This is a genomic window from Pseudomonas putida (assembly GCF_001636055.1).
Lineage (GTDB): Bacteria > Pseudomonadota > Gammaproteobacteria > Pseudomonadales > Pseudomonadaceae > Aquipseudomonas > Aquipseudomonas machongensis.
The window spans coordinates 1,168,829-1,187,008 of the sequence record NZ_CP011789.1 but is presented as its reverse complement, the minus strand read 5'-3'; the positions used below and the strand labels follow the sequence as shown (position 1 = coordinate 1,187,008).

Genomic DNA, 18,180 nt, shown 5'->3' with positions numbered 1-18,180 from the left:
GGTGCCCCGCCCATCCCATGAAGCTTTCTCCCGCCCAACTCAACAAGCACCTGCAAGGCACACTGGCCCCGGTCTATGTGGTCAGTGGCGACGATCCGCTGCTGTGTCAGGAAGCCGCCGACGCCATTCGCGCCGCCGCGCGCCAGCAGGGCTTCGATGAACGCCAGGTGTTCAGCGCCGATGCCAATTTCGACTGGGGCAGCCTGCTGCTGGCCGGTGCCAGCCTGTCCTTGTTCGCCCAACGTCGTCTGCTGGAGTTGCGCCTGCCGTCGGGCAAACCCGGCGACAAGGGCGCTGCCGCGCTCATGGAGTATTGCGCCAACCCTGCCGAAGACACGCTGCTGCTGATCAGCCTGCCCAAGCTCGACGGCAGCGCGCAGAAGACCAAGTGGGGCAAGGCCATCATCGAAGGCGAACACTGCCAGTTCATCCAGATCTGGCCGGTGGACGCCCAGCAATTGCCGCAATGGATCAACCAGCGCCTGTCCCAGGCCGGGCTGTCGGCACAGCGCGATGCCGTCGACCTGATCGCCGCACGGGTCGAGGGCAACCTGCTGGCGGCCGCCCAGGAGATCGAGAAACTCAAGCTGCTCGCCGAGGGCAACCAGATCACCGTCGAGACCGTCCAGGCCGCCGTCGCCGACAGCGCCCGCTTCGATGTCTTCGGCCTGGTCGATGCCATCCTCAACGGCGAGGCCGGACATGCCCTGCGCATGCTCGAAGGGCTGCGTGGCGAGGGGGTCGAGCCGCCCGTCATTCTATGGGCGCTGGCCCGCGAGCTGCGCCTGCTGGCTGGGCTGGCCCAGCAGTTCAGCCAGGGTGTACCGCTGGACAAGGCCTTCAGCCAGGCGCGCCCGCCCGTGTGGGACAAACGCCGCCCTCTGGTCAGCAAGGCCCTGCAGCGCCTGTCAGCGCAACGCTGGGCGCAACTGCTGCAGGATGCCCAACGCATCGACGCACAGATCAAAGGCCAGGCCGAGGGTTCGCCGTGGACCGGGCTGTCGCGGCTGTCGCTGTTGATGGCCGGGCAGCGTCTGGCACTGCCTTCGGAATAATTGGGACTACTGTAGGAGCGGGCTTGCCCGCGAACACCGGCGCAGCCGGTGCCACTCACCGCGTTGCCTGATTCGCGGGCAAGCCCGCTCCCACAGGGGTGTCACGGGTCGTCACTCAACGTCAATACACACAATCAATTGGCTCCCCGTTCGCCTAGGCCATAAAGTCGGCCCCCAAGTTCATCCAACCTGGGAAGCCCGCCATGAGCAAGAAGCCGAAAAAACACGGCCCCAACAAGGCCAAGTCGATCATCGCCCAACCCCTGTTCCGCGGCCGCCAGGAACGACCGGAAAAGGGCAAGGGCAGCTACCGCCGCGAAGCCTTCCAATCGAGAGATTGGGAGGCTTCTTGCTTTCTGGCCGCCTGAAAAAGGCGCAGGCATGATATGGTCGGCACCTGAACTGCAAAACTGGATCTGTGCATGTCCTTCAGTCTTTCCCAGCGCTGGCGCCCCCGCCAGCTGATCGCGGCCTCCAGCTTCATCCTGCTCGTCGCCTGCGCGGAAAAACCCACCGCTGCCGACGCCCTGCCGCTGGCCCCTGCCCAGCCCGCTCCGAACGTTACCCTGCCCGGCACCGCCACTGACGCCAGCAGCGAAATCCAACCGTTGCAGACCTTCGCCCAATGGCAGGCGGGCTTCCGCCAACAAGCGCTGCAAGCTGGTATCAGCCCAAGCACCTTCGACCGTGCATTCGTTGGCGTGACGCCCGACATGGACGTGATCAAGGCCGATCGCAGCCAGCCTGAGTTCTCCCGCCCGGTCTGGGAATATCTCGACGGTGCGTTGTCGCCCCTGCGCGTGCGCAACGGCAAGAAACTGCTGGAACAGCACGCCGAGCTACTCGGCCGTATCGAGCAACGTTATGGCGTCGACCGCCAGGTACTGGTTGCCGTATGGGGCATGGAGAGCAATTTCGGACAGTTCCAGGGCAACAAGTCGGTGATCCGCTCGCTGGCCACCCTGGCCTATGAGGGCCGCCGCCCCACCTTCGCCCAGGACCAGTTGATCGCCGCGCTGCAGATCCTCCAGAACGGCGACATTCAGCCCGAGGCCATGCGCGGCTCTTGGGCCGGTGCAATGGGGCAGACCCAGTTCATCCCTACCACCTACAACACCCACGCGGTGGACTTCGACGGCGATGGCCGCCGCGACATCTGGAACAGCACGGCAGACGCCCTGGCCTCCACCGCGCACTACCTGCAAAGCTCGGGCTGGAAGCGTGGCCAGCCTTGGGGCTTCGAGGTTCAGGTGCCGGCAGGCTTCGACTACTGGCTGGCAGACGGCGCCCAACGCAAGTCGGTCAGCGAATGGTTGAGCCTGGGTGTGACACTGCCGACCGGCACCCAACTGCCCAGCGGCAGCAACCAGCTCTCGGCAGCGCTATTGCTGCCAGCAGGCGCACGCGGACCGGCATTCCTGGTGCTGGACAACTTCCGCGCAATCCTGAAGTACAACAATTCCTCGTCCTACGCCCTGGCGGTAAGCCTGCTGGGTGATCGCTTCTCGGGCTGGGGTTTCATTGCCGGTTCGTGGCCGAAGGACGACCTTCCACTGAGCCGCAGCGAGCGCATGGAGCTGCAGAACCTGCTCAATGCCAGCGGGCACGAAGCCGGCAACGCCGATGGCATCATCGGTGCCAACACCCGCAAAGCCATTCGCAATGCTCAGCAGGCCCAAGGCTGGCCGGCTGATGGGTATCCGACGCACAAGCTGCTCGATAGCCTGCGGCGATAGAGAATATTGGGGCTGCTTGTGCAGCCCCTATAGCTTCAGGCTGTGAACAGCGCCTGCTCCAGCACAAGCTGCTGTGCATCACTGTCCAGCCGCACCTGCGCCCCCAGCGGCAGGCAGACATTCGGATCACAGTGTCCACTGCGCCATCCTGCCAGCACCGGCACCTCAAGCGGCCCGAATACGTCTCTGAGCAATGGCTCCAACGCCGTCACCGTGATCCCCGCAAAGTCTCCCACCAGCACACCCTTGACCCCCTCCAGCGCGCCAGCCAGACGCAACTGGGTCAGCAGGCGGTCCACCCGGTACAAGGGCTCGTTGACGTCCTCGATGAACAGGATGCTGCCGTGGGTATCGATCTGCGCCAAGGTGCCTTGAGTCGCCCCAAGCATCGACAGGTTGCCACCCACCAATCGCCCGCTGGCGACACCACGGACCACGGTCGTCAGGCCAAACGCCGCCGGGTGCTCGATGGCATCGCCTCGCCCGAGCTGCCCCTGCAATTGCTGGAACAACGAACTGACGGTCGGCTCGAGCTTGGCACCGAGCAGGTCGGCATTGAGCATCCCGCCATGGAAGGTGAGCAACCCGGCATGGCGCTGGATTGCCGTGTGCAGGGCGGTGATGTCGCTGTAGCCGATCAAGGGTTTGGGGTGGCGACGAATCAGCTCGAAATCCAGCCGTTCAAGCAGCCGCATGCTGCCATAGCCACCTCGCATGCACAGGATCGCGTCGATCCGAGGGTCAGCGAAGGCGTCGTGCAGGTCACGCACGCGTTGCTCGTCACTGCCTGCCAGGTAGCCGTCGGCCTGTAGCGCGCCCGGGTAGATGCGGCAACGCAAGCCGCGCTGCTCGAACCATTGACGCGCCTTGCCCACATCCAGCCGTGCAGGCCCCGCTGGTGCGACAATTGCGAAGCAGGCGTTGCCGGGCAATGCCCTGGGCAGGCTGAAGACCGGGGTTTCAAGACAGTTCATCGTGCGATTCCTTGCATATGAGGGCTGGCCACTCTAACGGGGCTAATGAAGGACGCACATAGGCAGCGCTGCCCCGGAAAACAAAAATGCCGATGCCGCCTTTCAGCGTGCATCGGCATGTTCAGCTCAGCCCTGATCAGAGCTTGATCTTGGCTTCGTGAGCCTGCTGGTCGGCGTGGTAGGACGAGCGCACCAGCGGGCCGGAGGCCACGTTCTTGAAGCCCATCTTGTAGCCTTCCTCGGCGAACCAGGCGAAGGTGTCGGGGTGCACGAAACGCTGCACCGGCAAGTGGCTGCGCGACGGCTGCAGGTACTGGCCGAGGGTCAGCATGTCGATGTCATGCTCGCGCATGCGGTGCATCACCTCGATGACCTCCTCGTCGGTCTCGCCCAGGCCGAGCATCAGGCCCGACTTGGTGGGGACGTGCGGCACCAGTTGTTTGAACTTCTGCAGCAAGTCCAGCGACCAGTCGTAGTCCGACCCAGGACGCGCGGCCTTGTACAGACGCGGCACGGTCTCGAGGTTGTGGTTGAACACATCAGGCGGCGTTTGCGCGGTGATTTCCAGCGCTACGTCCATACGCCCGCGGTAGTCCGGTACCAGGGTTTCCAACTGCACGCCTGGGGACAGGGCGCGGATTTCGCGGATGCAATCGGCAAAGTGCTGGGCACCACCATCACGCAGGTCGTCGCGGTCTACCGAGGTGATCACCACGTACTTCAGGCGCAAATCGGCAATGGCGACCGCCAGGTTCTTCGGCTCATCGAGGTCCAGCGGCTTGGGACGACCGTGGCCAACGTCGCAGAACGGGCAGCGACGGGTGCAGATATCACCCATGATCATGAAAGTCGCGGTGCCACCGGAGAAGCACTCGCCCAGGTTAGGGCAGGATGCCTCTTCGCAGACGCTGTGCAGCTTGTGCTTGCGCAGCAGTTGCTTGATGCGGTCGACTTCCGGCGAAACCGGGATGCGCACGCGGATCCAGTCGGGTTTCTTCGGCAGTTCGTCGGTGGGGATGATTTTCACCGGGATGCGCGCGACCTTATCGGCGCCACGCAGCTTGACCCCGGCTTCCACTTTCTTGGGGGCAGGGCGTGGGGTGACGTCTTGCGTCGCGATCAGGTTCGGCACGGCTTCTTGCACAGTTGTCATAATCAGTCGATTCCGCCCGTGAGGGTCGTCTGCTCAGCATAGTCGAGGTGCCTGACCAGCTGTCCACGCAGCCTTGTCCTGACCTCGTCAAGTTCGATCGGGCCTGCCAGGTCGCGCAGCTGGGTCATGGCCAGCCCCGCATACCCGCAGGGGTTGATTCGGCGGAATGGCGCAAGGTCCATGTCCACGTTCAGGGCAAGGCCGTGGAACGAACGGCCGTTGCGGATTCGAAGGCCAAGTGACGCGATCTTCGCGCCATCGACATAGACGCCAGGGGCGTCGGGCTTGGCCAGCGCCTGCACGCCGTAGCTGGCGAGCAGTTCGATGAGCGTACTCTCGATGCGGCTGACCAGCTCGCGCACGCCAAAACCCAGGCGACGCACGTCCAGCAGCAGGTAGGCGACCAACTGGCCGGGGCCGTGGTAGGTGACCTGACCGCCGCGGTCGGTCTGCACCACCGGGATATCGCCCGGTATCAGCAGATGCTCGGCCTTGCCGGCCTGGCCCTGGGTGAAGACCGCGGGATGCTCGACCAGCCAGACTTCGTCCTGGCTGTCCGGGCCGCGCTGCTCGGTAAAGCGACGCATGGCTTCCAGCACCGGTTCATAGGGCTGCAGGCCAAGATCGCGAAAACCGAGGGACGCGGGCATCACAGTACCATTTTCACGATGCCGGTGGCACGCAGGGCACTGTTGATGTCGTGCAGCTGGTTCTCGCTCTCGGCGACGATGTGCAGCTGTACCGTAGTGTATTTGCCTTCCTTGCTCTGGCGCTCGGCCAGGGTGGACAGGTCGACCTTGGCGTGCTTGCTCAGGACCTCGATGACCATGTCCTTGAAGCCGACAACGGTATCGCCGATGACCTTGATCGGGTAATCGGCGCAGGGGAATTCGATTTTGTGCGACTTGACGTCAGCTTCGCTCATGGCGCGTACGCCCTCGTAAGGCGTGGCAACAACAATGCCCCCGAGCGGTTGCGCGGGGGCATGGCCGGTCACGTATCAGTTGAACAAACCGTAGAAGAACAGGCGGATGCTATCCCACATACGGCGGAAGAAACCACCTTCCTCGACGCCATCCAGGGCGATCAGGTCGGCGCTGTGCACCACTTTCTCGTCCAGTTTGACTTCCACTTTACCGATCACGTCACCTTTGGCGATCGGAGCGGTCAGCTGCGGGTTCATGGTCATCGAAGCCTGGAGGCGTTTCAATTGGCCTTTAGGCATGGTCATGGTCAGGTCGTTGGCCAGACCCGCCTTGACTTGAGCGGTGGCGCCCTTCCAGACCGGCGCCTGAGTCAGCTCGGTACCCTTCTGGTAGAAGGTCTGGGTTTCGAAGAAGCGGAAACCGTAGGTCAGCAGCTTCTGCGTTTCGGCGGCACGGGCCTGCTCGCTGTTGGTGCCGAACACCACCGCGATCAGACGCTGGCCATCGCGAACGGCCGAGGCCACCATGCAGTAGCCGGCTTCCTCGGTGTGGCCGGTCTTCAGACCGTCGACGGTCTTGTCGCGCCACAGCAGCAGGTTGCGGTTAGGCTGCTTGATGTTATTCCAGTAGAACTCTTTCTGCGAGTAGATCGCGTAGTGCGCCGGATCTTCGTTGATGATCGCACGCGCCAGCAGGGCCATGTCGTGGGCCGAGGAATAGTGCTCGGGGTTCGGCAGGCCGGTCGGGTTCATGAAGTGCGAATTGGACATGCCCAGGTCGGCGGCAGTCTTGTTCATCATGTCGGCGAAGGCGTCTTCACTGCCGGCGATGTGCTCGGAAAGGGCTACCGAGGCATCGTTGCCCGACTGGATGATGATGCCGTGCAGCAGATCGCTGACGGTCACCTGGCTGCCGACCTTGATGAACATGCGCGAACCGCCGGTACGCCAGGCGTTCTCGCTGACGGTCACCGGGTCGTTCTCGCCGATCTGGCCACGACGGATGTCGAGGGTGGCGATGTAGGCGGTCATCAGCTTGGTCAGGCTGGCTGGCGGCAGGCGCTCGTCACCGTTGTTCTCGACCAGCACGTTGCCGCTGGACGCATCCATGAGTACATAGGACTTGGCTGCCAACTGCGGAGGTGCTGGCATCATCTGCTCGGCTGCAAAGGCAGCGGGCACGATCAGCAGCAGTACGGGCAGGCAAAGTCGTTTGGCAAGGTTGGTGATGTTCATCCGTCTCTCGTAAATCGCTAATGGTCTGATGTTCCGTGGGGATACCACGGCGTTTCAGTCTGCTTCGGGGCTGGCGGACAGCCCATGCCCCAAGGGGCAAAACCGCCATTGTACATGGCCGGACCTGGCAATTCATGAACAAACCGACAGGTCGGCATCGTCTTGCTCACGGGCAAACCCGCGCCGGAAGGTACTGCGTCGTCAGTCTGCTGTGACCAGCTTGGCCTGCCCCAGGTTCGCCAGGCGAATGCTGTCCTGCGCCTGCTGGATTTCACCCTGGCTGCTGATCGGCCCCAAACGTACCCGGTGCAGCGTTTGCTGGTTGCGCACGATGGAACTGATGAACACCGGCGCACTGACCATGGTGCTCAACTTCGAACGCAACAGCTCGGCGGCGTCCGGGTTGGCGAAGGCGCCGACCTGAAGGAAGCTGCCGCCGCTGTTGCCCGGTACGTTGTTGCCGGCCACCTGCACCGGCACCACGGGAGCAGCGTGCTGCTGCGGCGGCGGGGTCCATTGTTCGACACGCCCGGTGCTGGCGGGGATCGGCTGCGCCTGGGCGACCTGCGGCTCCTTGAGCATCAATGGCGGCTGCTGGCCCTTCTGCGCCCACCACTGCTGCGGGTCGATGCCTTCGACGCGCACATGGGCGGTGCCGATTTCGGCGTAACCGAGCTTCTTCGCCGCGGCGTACGACAAGTCGATGATGCGGTCCGAATAGAATGGCCCGCGGTCGTTGACGCGCAGGATCACACTGCGGCCGTTGGCCAGGTTGGTCACCCGCACATAGGCCGGCAGCGGCAGGGTCTTGTGCGCCGCGCTCATGCCGTAGAGGTCGTAAAGCTCACCGTTGGCGGTGTTCTGCCCGTGGAACTTGGTGCCGTACCACGACGCCGTGCCCTCGGCGCGGTAGTTGCGCGAGTCCTGCATCGGGTAATAGGTTTTGCCCAGCACGGTGTACGGGTTGGCCTTGTAGTTGCCGGTGTGCACGGTCGGGGTAGCGTCGGGAATCTTGTTGACGTCCACGTCCCACCAGGGTGCACCGTCCTTGTGAGCACGGTTGATGTCCAGGCCCGGCTGCGAGCGAACGGTGTTGCCGCCCCCCTGCGAGGTCGGACGGCTGGAAGAACAGCTGACCAGCAATACGCCGATGGCGGCGCAAGTCAGCAACTTGAAGGTATTGACTTTGAACAATTCGCGCATTACTTGACGCCCCGTGCCTGGACCAGCTGTTGCGAGAGCTGATGCACCGCCATGGCATACATCACGCTGCGGTTGTAACGCGTGATCGCGTAGAAGTTCTTCAGGCCCATCCAGTATTCGGGGCCGTTGTCGCCTTCGAGCCGGAACGCCGTGACCGGCAGATCATCGCGCAGCGCATCATGACTCGACCAGCCCAGCGCTCGCAACTCCCCGACCGTCTTCACAGGCTCGATGCCGGTGGTCAGGCCCTCGTCGACACGCGCACCGCTGACCTGGGCCCGGCTGACCACGGGCTGCCCGGCGACCCAGCCGTGGCGCTTGAAATAGCTGGCCACACTGCCGATGGCATCATCCGGGTTGTTCCAGATATTGATGTGGCCGTCGCCGTCGAAATCCACGGCGTAATTGCGAAAACTGCTCGGCATGAACTGCGGCAGGCCCATAGCGCCAGCATAGGACCCCTTGAGCGTGAGTGGGTCGAGTTGCTCCTCGCGCGCCAGCAGGAGGAACTCTCGCAGCTCCTTGCGGAAGAATTCGGCGCGCGGCGGGTAGTCGAAGCCCAGCGTCGACAAGGCATCGATGACCCGGTAGCTGCCGGTATTGCGGCCAAAGAAGGTTTCCACGCCAATGATCGCGACGATGTACTGGGCAGGGACGCCGTATTCCTGCTCGGCGCGGGCCAGCACGGCTTCGTGCTGGCGCCAGAAGTCGACACCGCGGGCGATGCGCGCATCGGTGATGAACATCGGGCGGTATTCCTTCCAGGGCTTGACCCGCTCGGCCGGACGCGAGATCGCGTCGAGGATCGCCTGCTTGCGCTGCACCTCGCGGAATACACCCATCAGTTGCTCGCCGGCAAAGCCGTAGTCGCGGGTCATTTCGCCAACGAATTCGGCCACCTTGGGCGAGCCGTCATAGTCGCCGGCATTGGCCTGCTGGACAGCGCCGAGCAGCCCCATCGCGCCGATCCACGGCATACAACGGGCAGCCCAGCCACGCACTGCTTGCATGAAATTCTTCACCTTTTTCAAACCTGTGCGATCCATTTGCGGTGCGTGTGGATCGACATCAAAACGCCAAACGCTGACAGCAGCGTCACCAACGAAGTTCCGCCATAGCTGATAAAGGGCAACGGCACACCCACCACGGGCAGCAGGCCACTCACCATACCGATGTTGACGAATACATAAACAAAGAAGGTCATCGTCAGGCTGCCGGCCAGCAACTTGCCGAACAGGGTCTGAGCCTGCGCGGTGATGACCAGGCCGCGACCGATCAGCAACAGGTAGATGATCAGCAGCAGACAGATGCCCACCAGGCCGAATTCCTCACCCAGTACGGCAATGATGAAGTCGGTGTGGCTTTCGGGCAGAAAGTCCAGGTGCGACTGGGTGCCCAGCAGCCAGCCCTTGCCGAACACGCCGCCCGAACCGATCGCGGCCTTGGACTGGATGATGTTCCAGCCAGTGCCCAGCGGATCGCTCTCGGGGTCGAGGAAGGTCAGGACCCGTTGCTTCTGATAGTCATGCATCACGAAGAACCACATCGCCACAGCCACCGGTACGGCCGCCGTCACCACGCTGATGATCCAGCGCCAGCGCAAGCCGCCCATGAACAGCACGAACGCGCCGGAGGCAAGGATCAGCAAAGCCGTGCCAAGGTCAGGTTGTCGGACGATAAGGATGAACGGCACACCGATCAACACCAGGCTGATTGCCACGTGTTTCAGATGGGGCGGCAGGGTGCGCTTGGACAGGTACCAGGCGATGGTCGCCGGCATGATGATCTTCATGAACTCCGAGGGCTGGAAGCGAATCACCCCGGGAATGTTGATCCAGCGCGTGGCGCCCATGGCGTTGTGGCCCATCACGTCCACCACCACCAGCAACAGCACCCCCGCCACGTAGGCCAACGGCACCCAGCGCGCCATGAAGCGCGGCTCGAGCTGGGCGATGATGAACATGGAAACCAGGCCGATGCCGAAGGAACTGGCCTGCTTCATCAGCAGGTCCCAGTTCTTGCCGCTGGCCGAATAGAGGACGAACAGGCTGCCGGCGGCGAGCGTCAGCAGAATGAGCAGCAGTGGACCGTCGACATGGATGCGCTGCAGGAAGCTGGCGCGCCTGCGCATCACGTCCTCGCTGGAAAGCATGCGATCGAAATTGTTCTTCACGGGGCCGTTTCCTGGGCGACAGTGGCAGTGGCAGGGCCAAATTCGGGCTTGAGCCGGCCGTTTTCGTCGAGCAACCAGGCGTCCATGACCTGGCGCACCACGGGGGCGGCGACGCCGGAGCCGGACTCGCCGTTCTCGACCATTACCGAGACCACGATCTTCGGATCTTCGGCGGGTGCGAAGGCGACGAACAGCGCGTGGTCGCGGTGACGCTCCTGGAGTTTGTTGCGGTCGTACTTCTCGCCCTGCTTGATCGCCACCACCTGCGCGGTACCGCTCTTGCCGGCGATGCGGTATTGCGACCCGAGCGCGGCCTTGCGCGCGGTACCGCGCGCGCCGTGCATCACCTGCTCCATGCCATGGGTGACCCGGGCCCAGTCGTTCTTGTCGCGCAGCACGATGTCTTCCATCGGATTCTCATCCACCGGCTGCTTGCCCTCGATGGTCTTGGCCAGGTGCGGACGGTTCCACTTGCCCTTGTTGGCGATCAGCGCGGTGGCCTGGGCCAGTTGCAGGGGCGTTGCCTGCATGTAGCCCTGGCCAATGCCCAGGATCAGCGTTTCGCCGGGGAACCAGGCCTGGCGGCGGGTGGCGCGCTTCCACTCACGTGATGGCATCAACCCGGGCGACTCCTCGAACATGTCCAGCGAGACTTTCTGGCCGATACCGAACTTGTTCATGTAGGCCGACAACCGATCAATCCCCATCTTGTGTGCAAGATCGTAGAAGTAGGTGTCGTTCGAGCGCATGATCGCCACATCCAGATCCACCCAGCCATCGCCGGTACGGTTCCAGTTGCGGTACTTGTGGTCATAGTTGGGCAGTTGGTAATAGCCCGGATCGAATACCCGGCTGCTGGCATTGACCACGCCGCTGTCCAGGCCGGCGATGGCCACTGCCGGCTTGATGGTCGAGCCCGGCGGGTACAGGCCGCGCAGCACGCGGTTGAATAGCGGGCGGTCGATCGAATCGCGCAGCTCGGCATAGGCCTTGAAGCTGATGCCGGTGACGAACAGGTTGGGGTCGAAGCTCGGCTGGCTGACCATCGCCAAGACCTCGCCGGTGCGCGGATCGAGGGCGACGATCGCACCACGGCGCCCGGCCAGCGCCTCTTCGGCGGCCTCCTGCAGCTTGATGTCCAGGCTCAGGACAATATCCTTGCCAGGAATCGGGTCGGTGCGCTTGAGCACCCGCAATACACGGCCGCGAGCGTTGGTCTCGACTTCCTCGTAGCCAACCTGGCCGTGCAGGTCGTCCTCGTAGAAGCGCTCGATACCGGTCTTGCCGATATGATGGGTGCCGCTGTAGTTCACCGGATCGAGGGACTTGAGCTCCTTCTCGTTGATCCGCCCGACATAGCCCACCGAATGGGCGAAATGCGCCCCTTGTGGGTAATGCCGCACCAGTTGCGCCGCCACCTCAACGCCGGGGAGACGGAACTGGTTCACCGCGACGCGGGCGATCTGCTCCTCGCTCAGTTCGAACAGGATCGGCACCGGCTCGAACGGCCGACGACCCTGCTTCATGCGGCGCTCGAACAGGGCACGATCATCTTCGCTCAGTTCGAGCACCTCGATGATGGTATCCAGCACCTCCTGCCACTTGCCTGCCCGTTCGCGGGTCATGGTCAGGCTGAAGCTTGGCCGGTTATCGGCAACGATCACCCCGTTGCGGTCGAAGATCAGCCCACGGGTCGGCGGAATCGGCTGCACATGCACCCGGTTGTTCTCCGACAGCGTCGAGTGGTAGTCGTACTGGATGATCTGCAGGTAATACAGGCGCGCGATCAGCACGGACACGAGCAGCATGATCGCCACCGCGCCGACCACGACGCGGTTGCGCACCAGGCGGGCGTCTTTCTCGTGGTCCTTGAGGCGGATCTGCTGCGGCATCGGACAGGCTTACGAAGTCATTTGTGGTAAGGGTGCCCGGACAACACGGTCCAGGCGCGATAGATCTGTTCACCGATGAGTATCCGCACCAACGGGTGCGGCAGGGTCAGCGGCGACAGCGACCAGCGCTGTTCGGCGCGGGCACAGACTTCCGGCGCCAGCCCTTCCGGGCCGCCCACCATCAGGTTGACCGTACGCGCATCCAGGCGCCAGCGATCCAGCTCGGTCGCCAGCTGCTCGGTGCTCCACGGCTTGCCATGGACTTCGAGCGTGACGATCCGTTCACCGGGCTGGACCTTGGCCAGCATCGCCTCGCCCTCCTGACGGATCAGGCGGGCAACGTCGGCGTTCTTGCCACGGGTGTTCAGCGGAATTTCAACCAGCTCCAACGACAGCTCGGCGGGGAGGCGCTTGGCGTATTCGTGCCAGCCTTCCTCGACCCACTTCGGCATGCGCGAGCCGACCGCGATCAGACGCAGACGCACGACGCTTCCTTATTCCCGATCCTTGAGTTTGTCGGTGAAGTAGTCGCTGGCGTTTTCCGGGCTGTGGTGCTTGGCATCAGCAGCACGGCTCTGCTCGGCGCCCAGCCACAGGCGCTCCAGGTCGTAGAACTGACGGGCAGCGGCGGTCATCATGTGCACGATGACGTCGTTCAGGTCCAGCAGCACCCAGTCGCTGTCGCCCTTGCCTTCTTCGCCCAGCGGCTGCGCGCCCTTGGCCTTGACGGCCTCACGGACCTTTTCCAGCATCGCGTTGATCTGGCGGTTGGAGGTACCGGTGGCAATGATCATGTAGTCGGTGAGGCTGTGCTTGTCGCGCACGTCGATGACCTGGATATCCTGGGCCTTGACGTCTTCCAGCGCGGCCTTGGTCAGTTCGACCAGTTCTTCGCCATTGATTTTCTGCTTGGTCATATAAAACTCGTTCAACTCGTTGTAATGAGGCGCCCTGCAGCGCCCTCAGTTGGACACACGGTACAGACCGTGCGCCTCGATGTAGGCCAGTACTGCGTCCGGCACCAGGAACCGAACCGACTTGCCGCTGGCCAGCAGCTGCCGGATCTGTGTGGCGGACACCGCAAGCGGCGTCTGCCAGACGAACGAAATGTTCCCCGCCGGGCCGGACATGGCGGTGGGATCGCTCTGCGAGCGCGCAGCCAGAAGGTTGCGCAGCTCATCGGGGGGTTCGACATCGGCATCCGGGCGTTGCAGCACCAGGATGTGACAGTGTTGCAGCAGCTCTTCCCAGCGGTGCCAGCCCGGGAGACCACAGAAGGCATCCCAGCCCAGCACCAGGTAGAGCTGGTCGTGCGCGTTCAGTTCGCTGCGGATCGACTCCAGGGTGTCGATGGTGTACGACGGTTTGTCGCGCGCCAGCTCACGGGCATCCACGCTCAAGCCCTCGACCCCTTGTACCGCACTGCGCACCATGGCCAGCCGGTCGGTGGCGGCCACCTGCGGTGTGTCGCGGTGCGGCGGCCGGGCGTTGGGCAGCAGGCGCAACTCGTCCAGCCCCATGAACTCGGCCACTTCCAGCGCGCTGCGCAGGTGGCCGATGTGCACCGGGTCGAAGGTGCCGCCGAGAATGCCGATACGCCGGACTGCCGGGGGCTTGCTCAACTCAGCAGGACCCGCGCAGCTGACCGTCGCCGATCACCACGTATTTTTCGCAGGTCAGCCCTTCAAGGCCGACCGGACCGCGGGCGTGCAGCTTGTCGGTGGAAATGCCGATCTCCGCGCCCAGGCCATACTCGAAGCCATCGGCAAAGCAGGTCGGGGTGTTGAGCATGACCGACGCCGAATCGACCTCGGCCATGAAGCGCCGGGCATTACCCTGGTGCTCGGTGGCGATCGAGTCGGTGTGGTGCGAGCCATAGTGATTGATGTGCTCGATGGCCGGATCCAGGCCATCGACGATGCGGATCGACAGGATCGCATCCAGGTACTCGGTGTGCCAGTCGTCCTCGGTGGCCGGCTTGGCGGCGATGATCGCCTGGGTACGCTCGCAGCCACGCAGCTCGACGCCCTTCTCTTCGAAGCGGCGGGCCATATCTGGCAAGAACGCCTGGGCCACGCTGGCATCGACCAGCAGCGTCTCCATGGCGCCACAGATGCCGTAGCGGTAGGTCTTGGCGTTGAAGGCAATGCGCGCGGCCTTCTCCAGGTCGGCGTGCGCATCGACATAAATGTGACAGATGCCGTCCAGGTGCTTGATCACCGGCACGCGAGCATCGCGGCTGATGCGTTCGATCAGGCCACGGCCACCACGCGGAACGATGACATCGACGAACTCGGGCATGCTGATCAGCGCACCGACGGCTTCGCGGTCGGTGGTTTCGACCACCTGCACCACGGCTGGCGGCAGGTCGGCCTCGGCCAGGCCGCGCTGGATGCAGGCAGCGATGGCGCGATTGGAGTGGATGGCCTCCGAGCCGCCACGCAGGATGGTGGCGTTGCCGGACTTCAGGCACAGGCTGGCGGCGTCGATGGTGACGTTCGGACGCGACTCGTAGATGATGCCGATCACACCGAGGGGGACGCGCATTTTGCCGACCTGAATGCCCGACGGACGGTAGCTCATGTCGCGGATCGCACCGACAGGATCCGGCAGCGCAGCGACCTGGCGCAGGCCGGTGATCATGCCGTCGATACGCGCCGGGGTGAGCGCCAGACGGTCCAGCAGCGCTGGCTCAAGGCCATTGGCACGGCCTGCGGCGAGGTCCTGTTCGTTGGCTGCGGTCAGCTCGGCGCGGCCTGCGTCGAGCGCGTCGGCGGCGGCCTGCAGGGCGCGATTCTTCTGCGCAGTGCTGGCGCGGCCGATCACCCGCGAGGCCTCACGGGCGGCGCGACCCAGGCGGGTCATGTAGTCAAGAACGGACTCGGTCATGGGTTCGGTGTCTTGGCGAAGGGGAAATCGGCTGATTATAACTGCCGCGCTCGGGTACGCCCAGCGGCGGGTGGCGGATGGTAGAAGATGGCAGCGGAAATATGTAGGAAAGATGTAACTACCAGTATCGGAACTGGCCGTTTATGGCGTCGACTCTTTCGCGGGCAAGCCCGCTCCTGCCAGGCGTGGCGTGGCCTGGGCAGAAGCGGGCGTCCCCCCGGGAAGATCCACCCGGTTACAACATGGTTCAGCCTCGATTAAGCCGTTCATTGCTATCATCCCTGCCCTCACCACCACGAACCGCGAATATGCCCGCCCCCTGCCCGGCCCTTGCCCTGCCCGACAGCTTCTTCGACCGCGACGCCCAGACCCTCGCCCGCGCGCTGCTGGGCAAGGTCATCCGCCACCGCCACGGCGACCTGTGGCTGGCCGCCCGCATCATCGAGACCGAGGCCTACTACCTTACCGACAAAGGCAGCCACGCCTCGCTCGGCTATACGGATAAGCGCAAGGCGCTGTTCCTCGACGGCGGACACATCTACATGTATTACGCCCGCGGCGGCGACTCGTTGAACTTCAGCGCCCACGGGCCGGGCAACGCCGTGCTGATCAAGTCGGCCTATCCCTGGGTCGACGCACTCTCCGATGACAACAGCCTGGCGCAGATGCAGTTGAACAACCCGGATGCCAGCGGCAACCTGCGCCCGGCAGAGCGCCTGTGCGCCGGTCAGACCCTGCTGTGCCGCGCTCTGGGCCTGAAGGTGCCGGACTGGGACGCCCGCCGTTTCGACCCGCAGCGGCTCTACGTCGAAGATTGCGCCGTCAGCGTGCCGCGTGTGATCCAGACCACCCGCCTGGGCATCCCCCACGGCCGCGACGAACACCTGCCGTACCGCTTCGTGGACGCCGAATTCGCCCGTTTCTGCACCCGGAACCCGCTGCGTCGGGGCCAGGTCGAAGGACGGGATTTCTTCATTCTGGAACAAGGAAACTGACACCATGAGCCAATGGCTCGACAGCCTGACCAGCTGGCTCAGCGCCAACCCGCAGTGGCTTGGCCTGGCCATTTTCCTGATCGCCTGCATCGAATGCCTGGCCATCGCCGGCATCATCGTGCCCGGTACGGTGCTGCTGTTCGCTGTGGCGGTGCTGGCCGGCAGCGGCACCTTCAGCCTGGGCGAAACGCTGCTGCTGGGTTTTCTCGGCGGCATGCTCGGTGACGCCATGTCGTACGCCATCGGCAAGTACTTCCACCAGAATATCCGGCGCCTGCCGCTGCTGCGCCACCACCCTGAATGGATCGGCAGCGCCGAAACCTACTTCCAGCGCTACGGTATCGCCAGCCTGCTGGTGGGCCGCTTCATCGGCCCGCTGCGGCCGATGCTGCCGATGGTCGCCGGCATGTTCGACATGCCATTGCCGCGTTTCATCGCCGTGAGCCTGGTGGCCGGTGCCGGCTGGTCGGTGGCCTACCTGCTGCCCGGCTGGGCCACGGGCGCAGCGATGCGCCTGCCCCTGCCTGAAGGGTTCTGGCTGGACGCGGGGATCATCGCCGGTGGTCTGGCCGTGCTGGTGGGCCTGAGTTTCAACGCAAGCATTCGCGACCAGCGCCACGGCACCCGCTTGATCGCAGGCCTGAGCCTGGTGGCCCTGGCGGGCGTGTTCCTCGGCTGGCCCTACCTGCACGAATTCGACCAGGGCGTGATGACCCTGGTGCAGGAGCATCGCAGCAAGGCCATCGACGGTGCCGTGGTCATCGTCACCCGCCTGGGCGACTTCAAGACCCAGTTCTTCCTCGGTGGCCTGCTGACCGGCCTCCTGCTACTGGCACGGCAGTGGCGCCATGCGCTGTTCGCCGGCGGCGCACTGATCGGTACCGCGCTGTGCAACGGCTCGCTGAAATGGCTGTTCGCCCGGGCACGCCCGGAAGTGCTGGTCGATCCGCTGACCAGCTACAGCATGCCCAGCGGGCACAGCTCGGCATCCTTTGCGTTCTTCCTGGTGCTGGCGGTGTTGGCCGGTCGCGGCCAGCCGCCGCGCATGCGCCTGACCTGGGTGCTATTGGGAGTGCTGCCAGCGCTGTCGATCGCCCTGTCACGGGTGTACCTGGGCGCACACTGGCCGACCGACATCCTGGCCGGCGCCCTGCTGGCATGCTGCGTGTGTGCGGCCAGCCTGACGCTGGTGCAGTATCGCGAGCCATTGAGAGCACTGCCGCAAAAGGTGTGGTGGCTGATCTTGCCGGCGTGTATCGCGCTGCTGGCGTTCTTCGCCATGCATTCGCTGCCCAAGGCGTTGCTGCGTTATCAGTATTGAAGCGATGCGCGCGAGTTACGCCCGCGACCTCAGGCAAACAACTCGCCCTGGATACGCTCCAGCAGCGTCTGGATCGCCTCCAGCCGCTGCACTGGCGAGTCGATCGCCAGCAGGTCGACCTTGTCCTCTTCCATGAACGGCAGCAGGTACGCCAGCTGGTTGGCCAGCGACTGGCGCCCGTCCACCTCGCGCGGCATGTCCAGCGCCTCGACCATCGGGTGCTCGCCCAGGGCCACCAGCAGCGCCAGCAGGTCATCGTCCTGCTCGCCCAGCGGGCTGTCCGCCTGATCGACCAGCCACTGCACCTCACCGACCATCAACTGGTCCCTGAGCACGTCGGTCTGCTCCACCCTGAAGCGCCGCACACCTTCGACACGGATGCCCAGCAGGCCGTTGTCCTGCTGCACGAAGTCGCGTATCAGCGCCTCGCAGCCGAACTCAGCGATGCCTGCCGGAGCCTTCCCCACTTGATCGCCCTCAAGAATGCACACCACCCCGAAACCTTCGCCCTGCTTCATGCAGCGGCCGATCATGTCCAGGTAGCGCGCCTCGAAGATCTGCAAGTCGAGCAAGCAGCCGGGAAACAGCACGGTATTGAGGGGGAACAGCGGTAACGTCATCTCGACTC

At 64.1% G+C, this 18,180-nt stretch carries 19 protein-coding genes; 5 read left to right on the top strand and 14 right to left on the bottom strand.

Annotated features, from left to right (window positions below; all coding sequences use genetic code 11):
* Positions 1-17: 17 nt before the first annotated feature.
* From holA to AB688_RS05345, 3 genes are all read left to right on the top strand, one after another.
* Positions 18-1,055, top strand: a complete 1,038-nt coding sequence (holA, locus tag AB688_RS05350; protein ID WP_063542607.1) for a DNA polymerase III subunit delta — start codon at positions 18-20, stop codon at positions 1,053-1,055.
* A gap of 203 nt (positions 1,056-1,258) precedes the next feature.
* On the top strand, positions 1,259-1,423 hold the full coding sequence (gene arfA, locus AB688_RS26070) for an alternative ribosome rescue factor ArfA (protein WP_081255195.1): 165 nt from the start codon (positions 1,259-1,261) through the stop codon (positions 1,421-1,423).
* Between the two features lie 54 nt (positions 1,424-1,477).
* On the top strand, positions 1,478-2,791 hold the full coding sequence (locus tag AB688_RS05345; protein ID WP_063542602.1) for a lytic murein transglycosylase: 1,314 nt from the start codon (positions 1,478-1,480) through the stop codon (positions 2,789-2,791).
* A 35-nt stretch (positions 2,792-2,826) separates the two neighbouring features.
* On the opposite strand, the gene AB688_RS05340 is transcribed toward AB688_RS05345, so the two are convergent.
* From AB688_RS05340 to AB688_RS05280, 13 genes are all read right to left on the bottom strand, one after another.
* A complete protein-coding gene (locus tag AB688_RS05340) occupies positions 2,827-3,765 on the bottom strand; it encodes a S66 peptidase family protein (protein WP_063542601.1) in 939 nt (312 codons plus the stop codon).
* A gap of 136 nt (positions 3,766-3,901) precedes the next feature.
* The gene (gene lipA, locus AB688_RS05335; RefSeq protein WP_063542599.1) at positions 3,902-4,918 is read right to left on the bottom strand and encodes a lipoyl synthase; all 1,017 of its coding nucleotides are present in this window, start codon (positions 4,916-4,918) and stop codon (positions 3,902-3,904) included.
* 2 nt (positions 4,919-4,920) lie between these two features.
* A complete protein-coding gene (gene lipB / locus AB688_RS05330; RefSeq protein ID WP_054892814.1) occupies positions 4,921-5,568 on the bottom strand; it encodes a lipoyl(octanoyl) transferase LipB in 648 nt (215 codons plus the stop codon).
* Entirely contained in the window at positions 5,568-5,843 is a 276-nt protein-coding gene (locus tag AB688_RS05325) for a DUF493 domain-containing protein (protein WP_054892813.1), read from the bottom strand. Before AB688_RS05325 ends, lipB begins: the two co-directional genes overlap by 1 nt.
* A gap of 75 nt (positions 5,844-5,918) precedes the next feature.
* Positions 5,919-7,079 carry a D-alanyl-D-alanine carboxypeptidase family protein gene (locus AB688_RS05320; protein WP_054892812.1) on the bottom strand — a complete coding sequence of 387 codons (1,161 nt, stop codon included), beginning with the start codon at positions 7,077-7,079 and terminating at the stop codon, positions 5,919-5,921.
* A gap of 201 nt (positions 7,080-7,280) precedes the next feature.
* On the bottom strand, positions 7,281-8,282 hold the full coding sequence (locus AB688_RS05315) for a septal ring lytic transglycosylase RlpA family protein (protein WP_063542597.1): 1,002 nt from the start codon (positions 8,280-8,282) through the stop codon (positions 7,281-7,283).
* Positions 8,282-9,292: a lytic murein transglycosylase B gene (gene mltB, locus AB688_RS05310; RefSeq protein ID WP_063546624.1), complete on the bottom strand. Its 1,011-nt coding sequence runs from the start codon at positions 9,290-9,292 to the stop codon at positions 8,282-8,284. Before mltB ends, AB688_RS05315 begins: the two co-directional genes overlap by 1 nt.
* Positions 9,293-9,309: 17 nt before the next feature.
* The gene (rodA, locus tag AB688_RS05305; protein WP_054892858.1) at positions 9,310-10,413 is read right to left on the bottom strand and encodes a rod shape-determining protein RodA; all 1,104 of its coding nucleotides are present in this window, start codon (positions 10,411-10,413) and stop codon (positions 9,310-9,312) included.
* A gap of 38 nt (positions 10,414-10,451) precedes the next feature.
* Positions 10,452-12,347: a penicillin-binding protein 2 gene (mrdA, locus tag AB688_RS05300; protein WP_054892810.1), complete on the bottom strand. Its 1,896-nt coding sequence runs from the start codon at positions 12,345-12,347 to the stop codon at positions 10,452-10,454.
* A 17-nt stretch (positions 12,348-12,364) separates the two neighbouring features.
* On the bottom strand, positions 12,365-12,832 hold the full coding sequence (gene rlmH / locus AB688_RS05295; RefSeq protein WP_054892809.1) for a 23S rRNA (pseudouridine(1915)-N(3))-methyltransferase RlmH: 468 nt from the start codon (positions 12,830-12,832) through the stop codon (positions 12,365-12,367).
* A gap of 9 nt (positions 12,833-12,841) precedes the next feature.
* Positions 12,842-13,264, bottom strand: a complete 423-nt coding sequence (gene rsfS / locus AB688_RS05290; RefSeq protein WP_054892808.1) for a ribosome silencing factor — start codon at positions 13,262-13,264, stop codon at positions 12,842-12,844.
* A 45-nt stretch (positions 13,265-13,309) separates the two neighbouring features.
* On the bottom strand, positions 13,310-13,969 hold the full coding sequence (gene nadD, locus AB688_RS05285) for a nicotinate-nucleotide adenylyltransferase (protein ID WP_063542595.1): 660 nt from the start codon (positions 13,967-13,969) through the stop codon (positions 13,310-13,312).
* Position 13,970: 1 nt separating this feature from the next.
* Entirely contained in the window at positions 13,971-15,236 is a 1,266-nt protein-coding gene (locus AB688_RS05280) for a glutamate-5-semialdehyde dehydrogenase (protein WP_054892806.1), read from the bottom strand.
* Positions 15,237-15,544: 308 nt separating this feature from the next.
* Between AB688_RS05280 and AB688_RS05275 the strand changes: the two genes are divergently transcribed.
* Entirely contained in the window at positions 15,545-16,231 is a 687-nt protein-coding gene (locus AB688_RS05275) for a DNA-3-methyladenine glycosylase (protein ID WP_063542594.1), read from the top strand.
* Positions 16,232-16,235: 4 nt separating this feature from the next.
* The gene (locus AB688_RS05270; RefSeq protein WP_054892804.1) at positions 16,236-17,552 is read left to right on the top strand and encodes a bifunctional DedA family/phosphatase PAP2 family protein; all 1,317 of its coding nucleotides are present in this window, start codon (positions 16,236-16,238) and stop codon (positions 17,550-17,552) included.
* Positions 17,553-17,581: 29 nt separating this feature from the next.
* Here the strand turns inward: AB688_RS05270 and AB688_RS05265 are convergent, their stop codons facing one another.
* A complete protein-coding gene (locus AB688_RS05265) occupies positions 17,582-18,172 on the bottom strand; it encodes an LON peptidase substrate-binding domain-containing protein (protein ID WP_063542593.1) in 591 nt (196 codons plus the stop codon).
* Between the last annotated feature and the right edge of the window lie 8 nt (positions 18,173-18,180).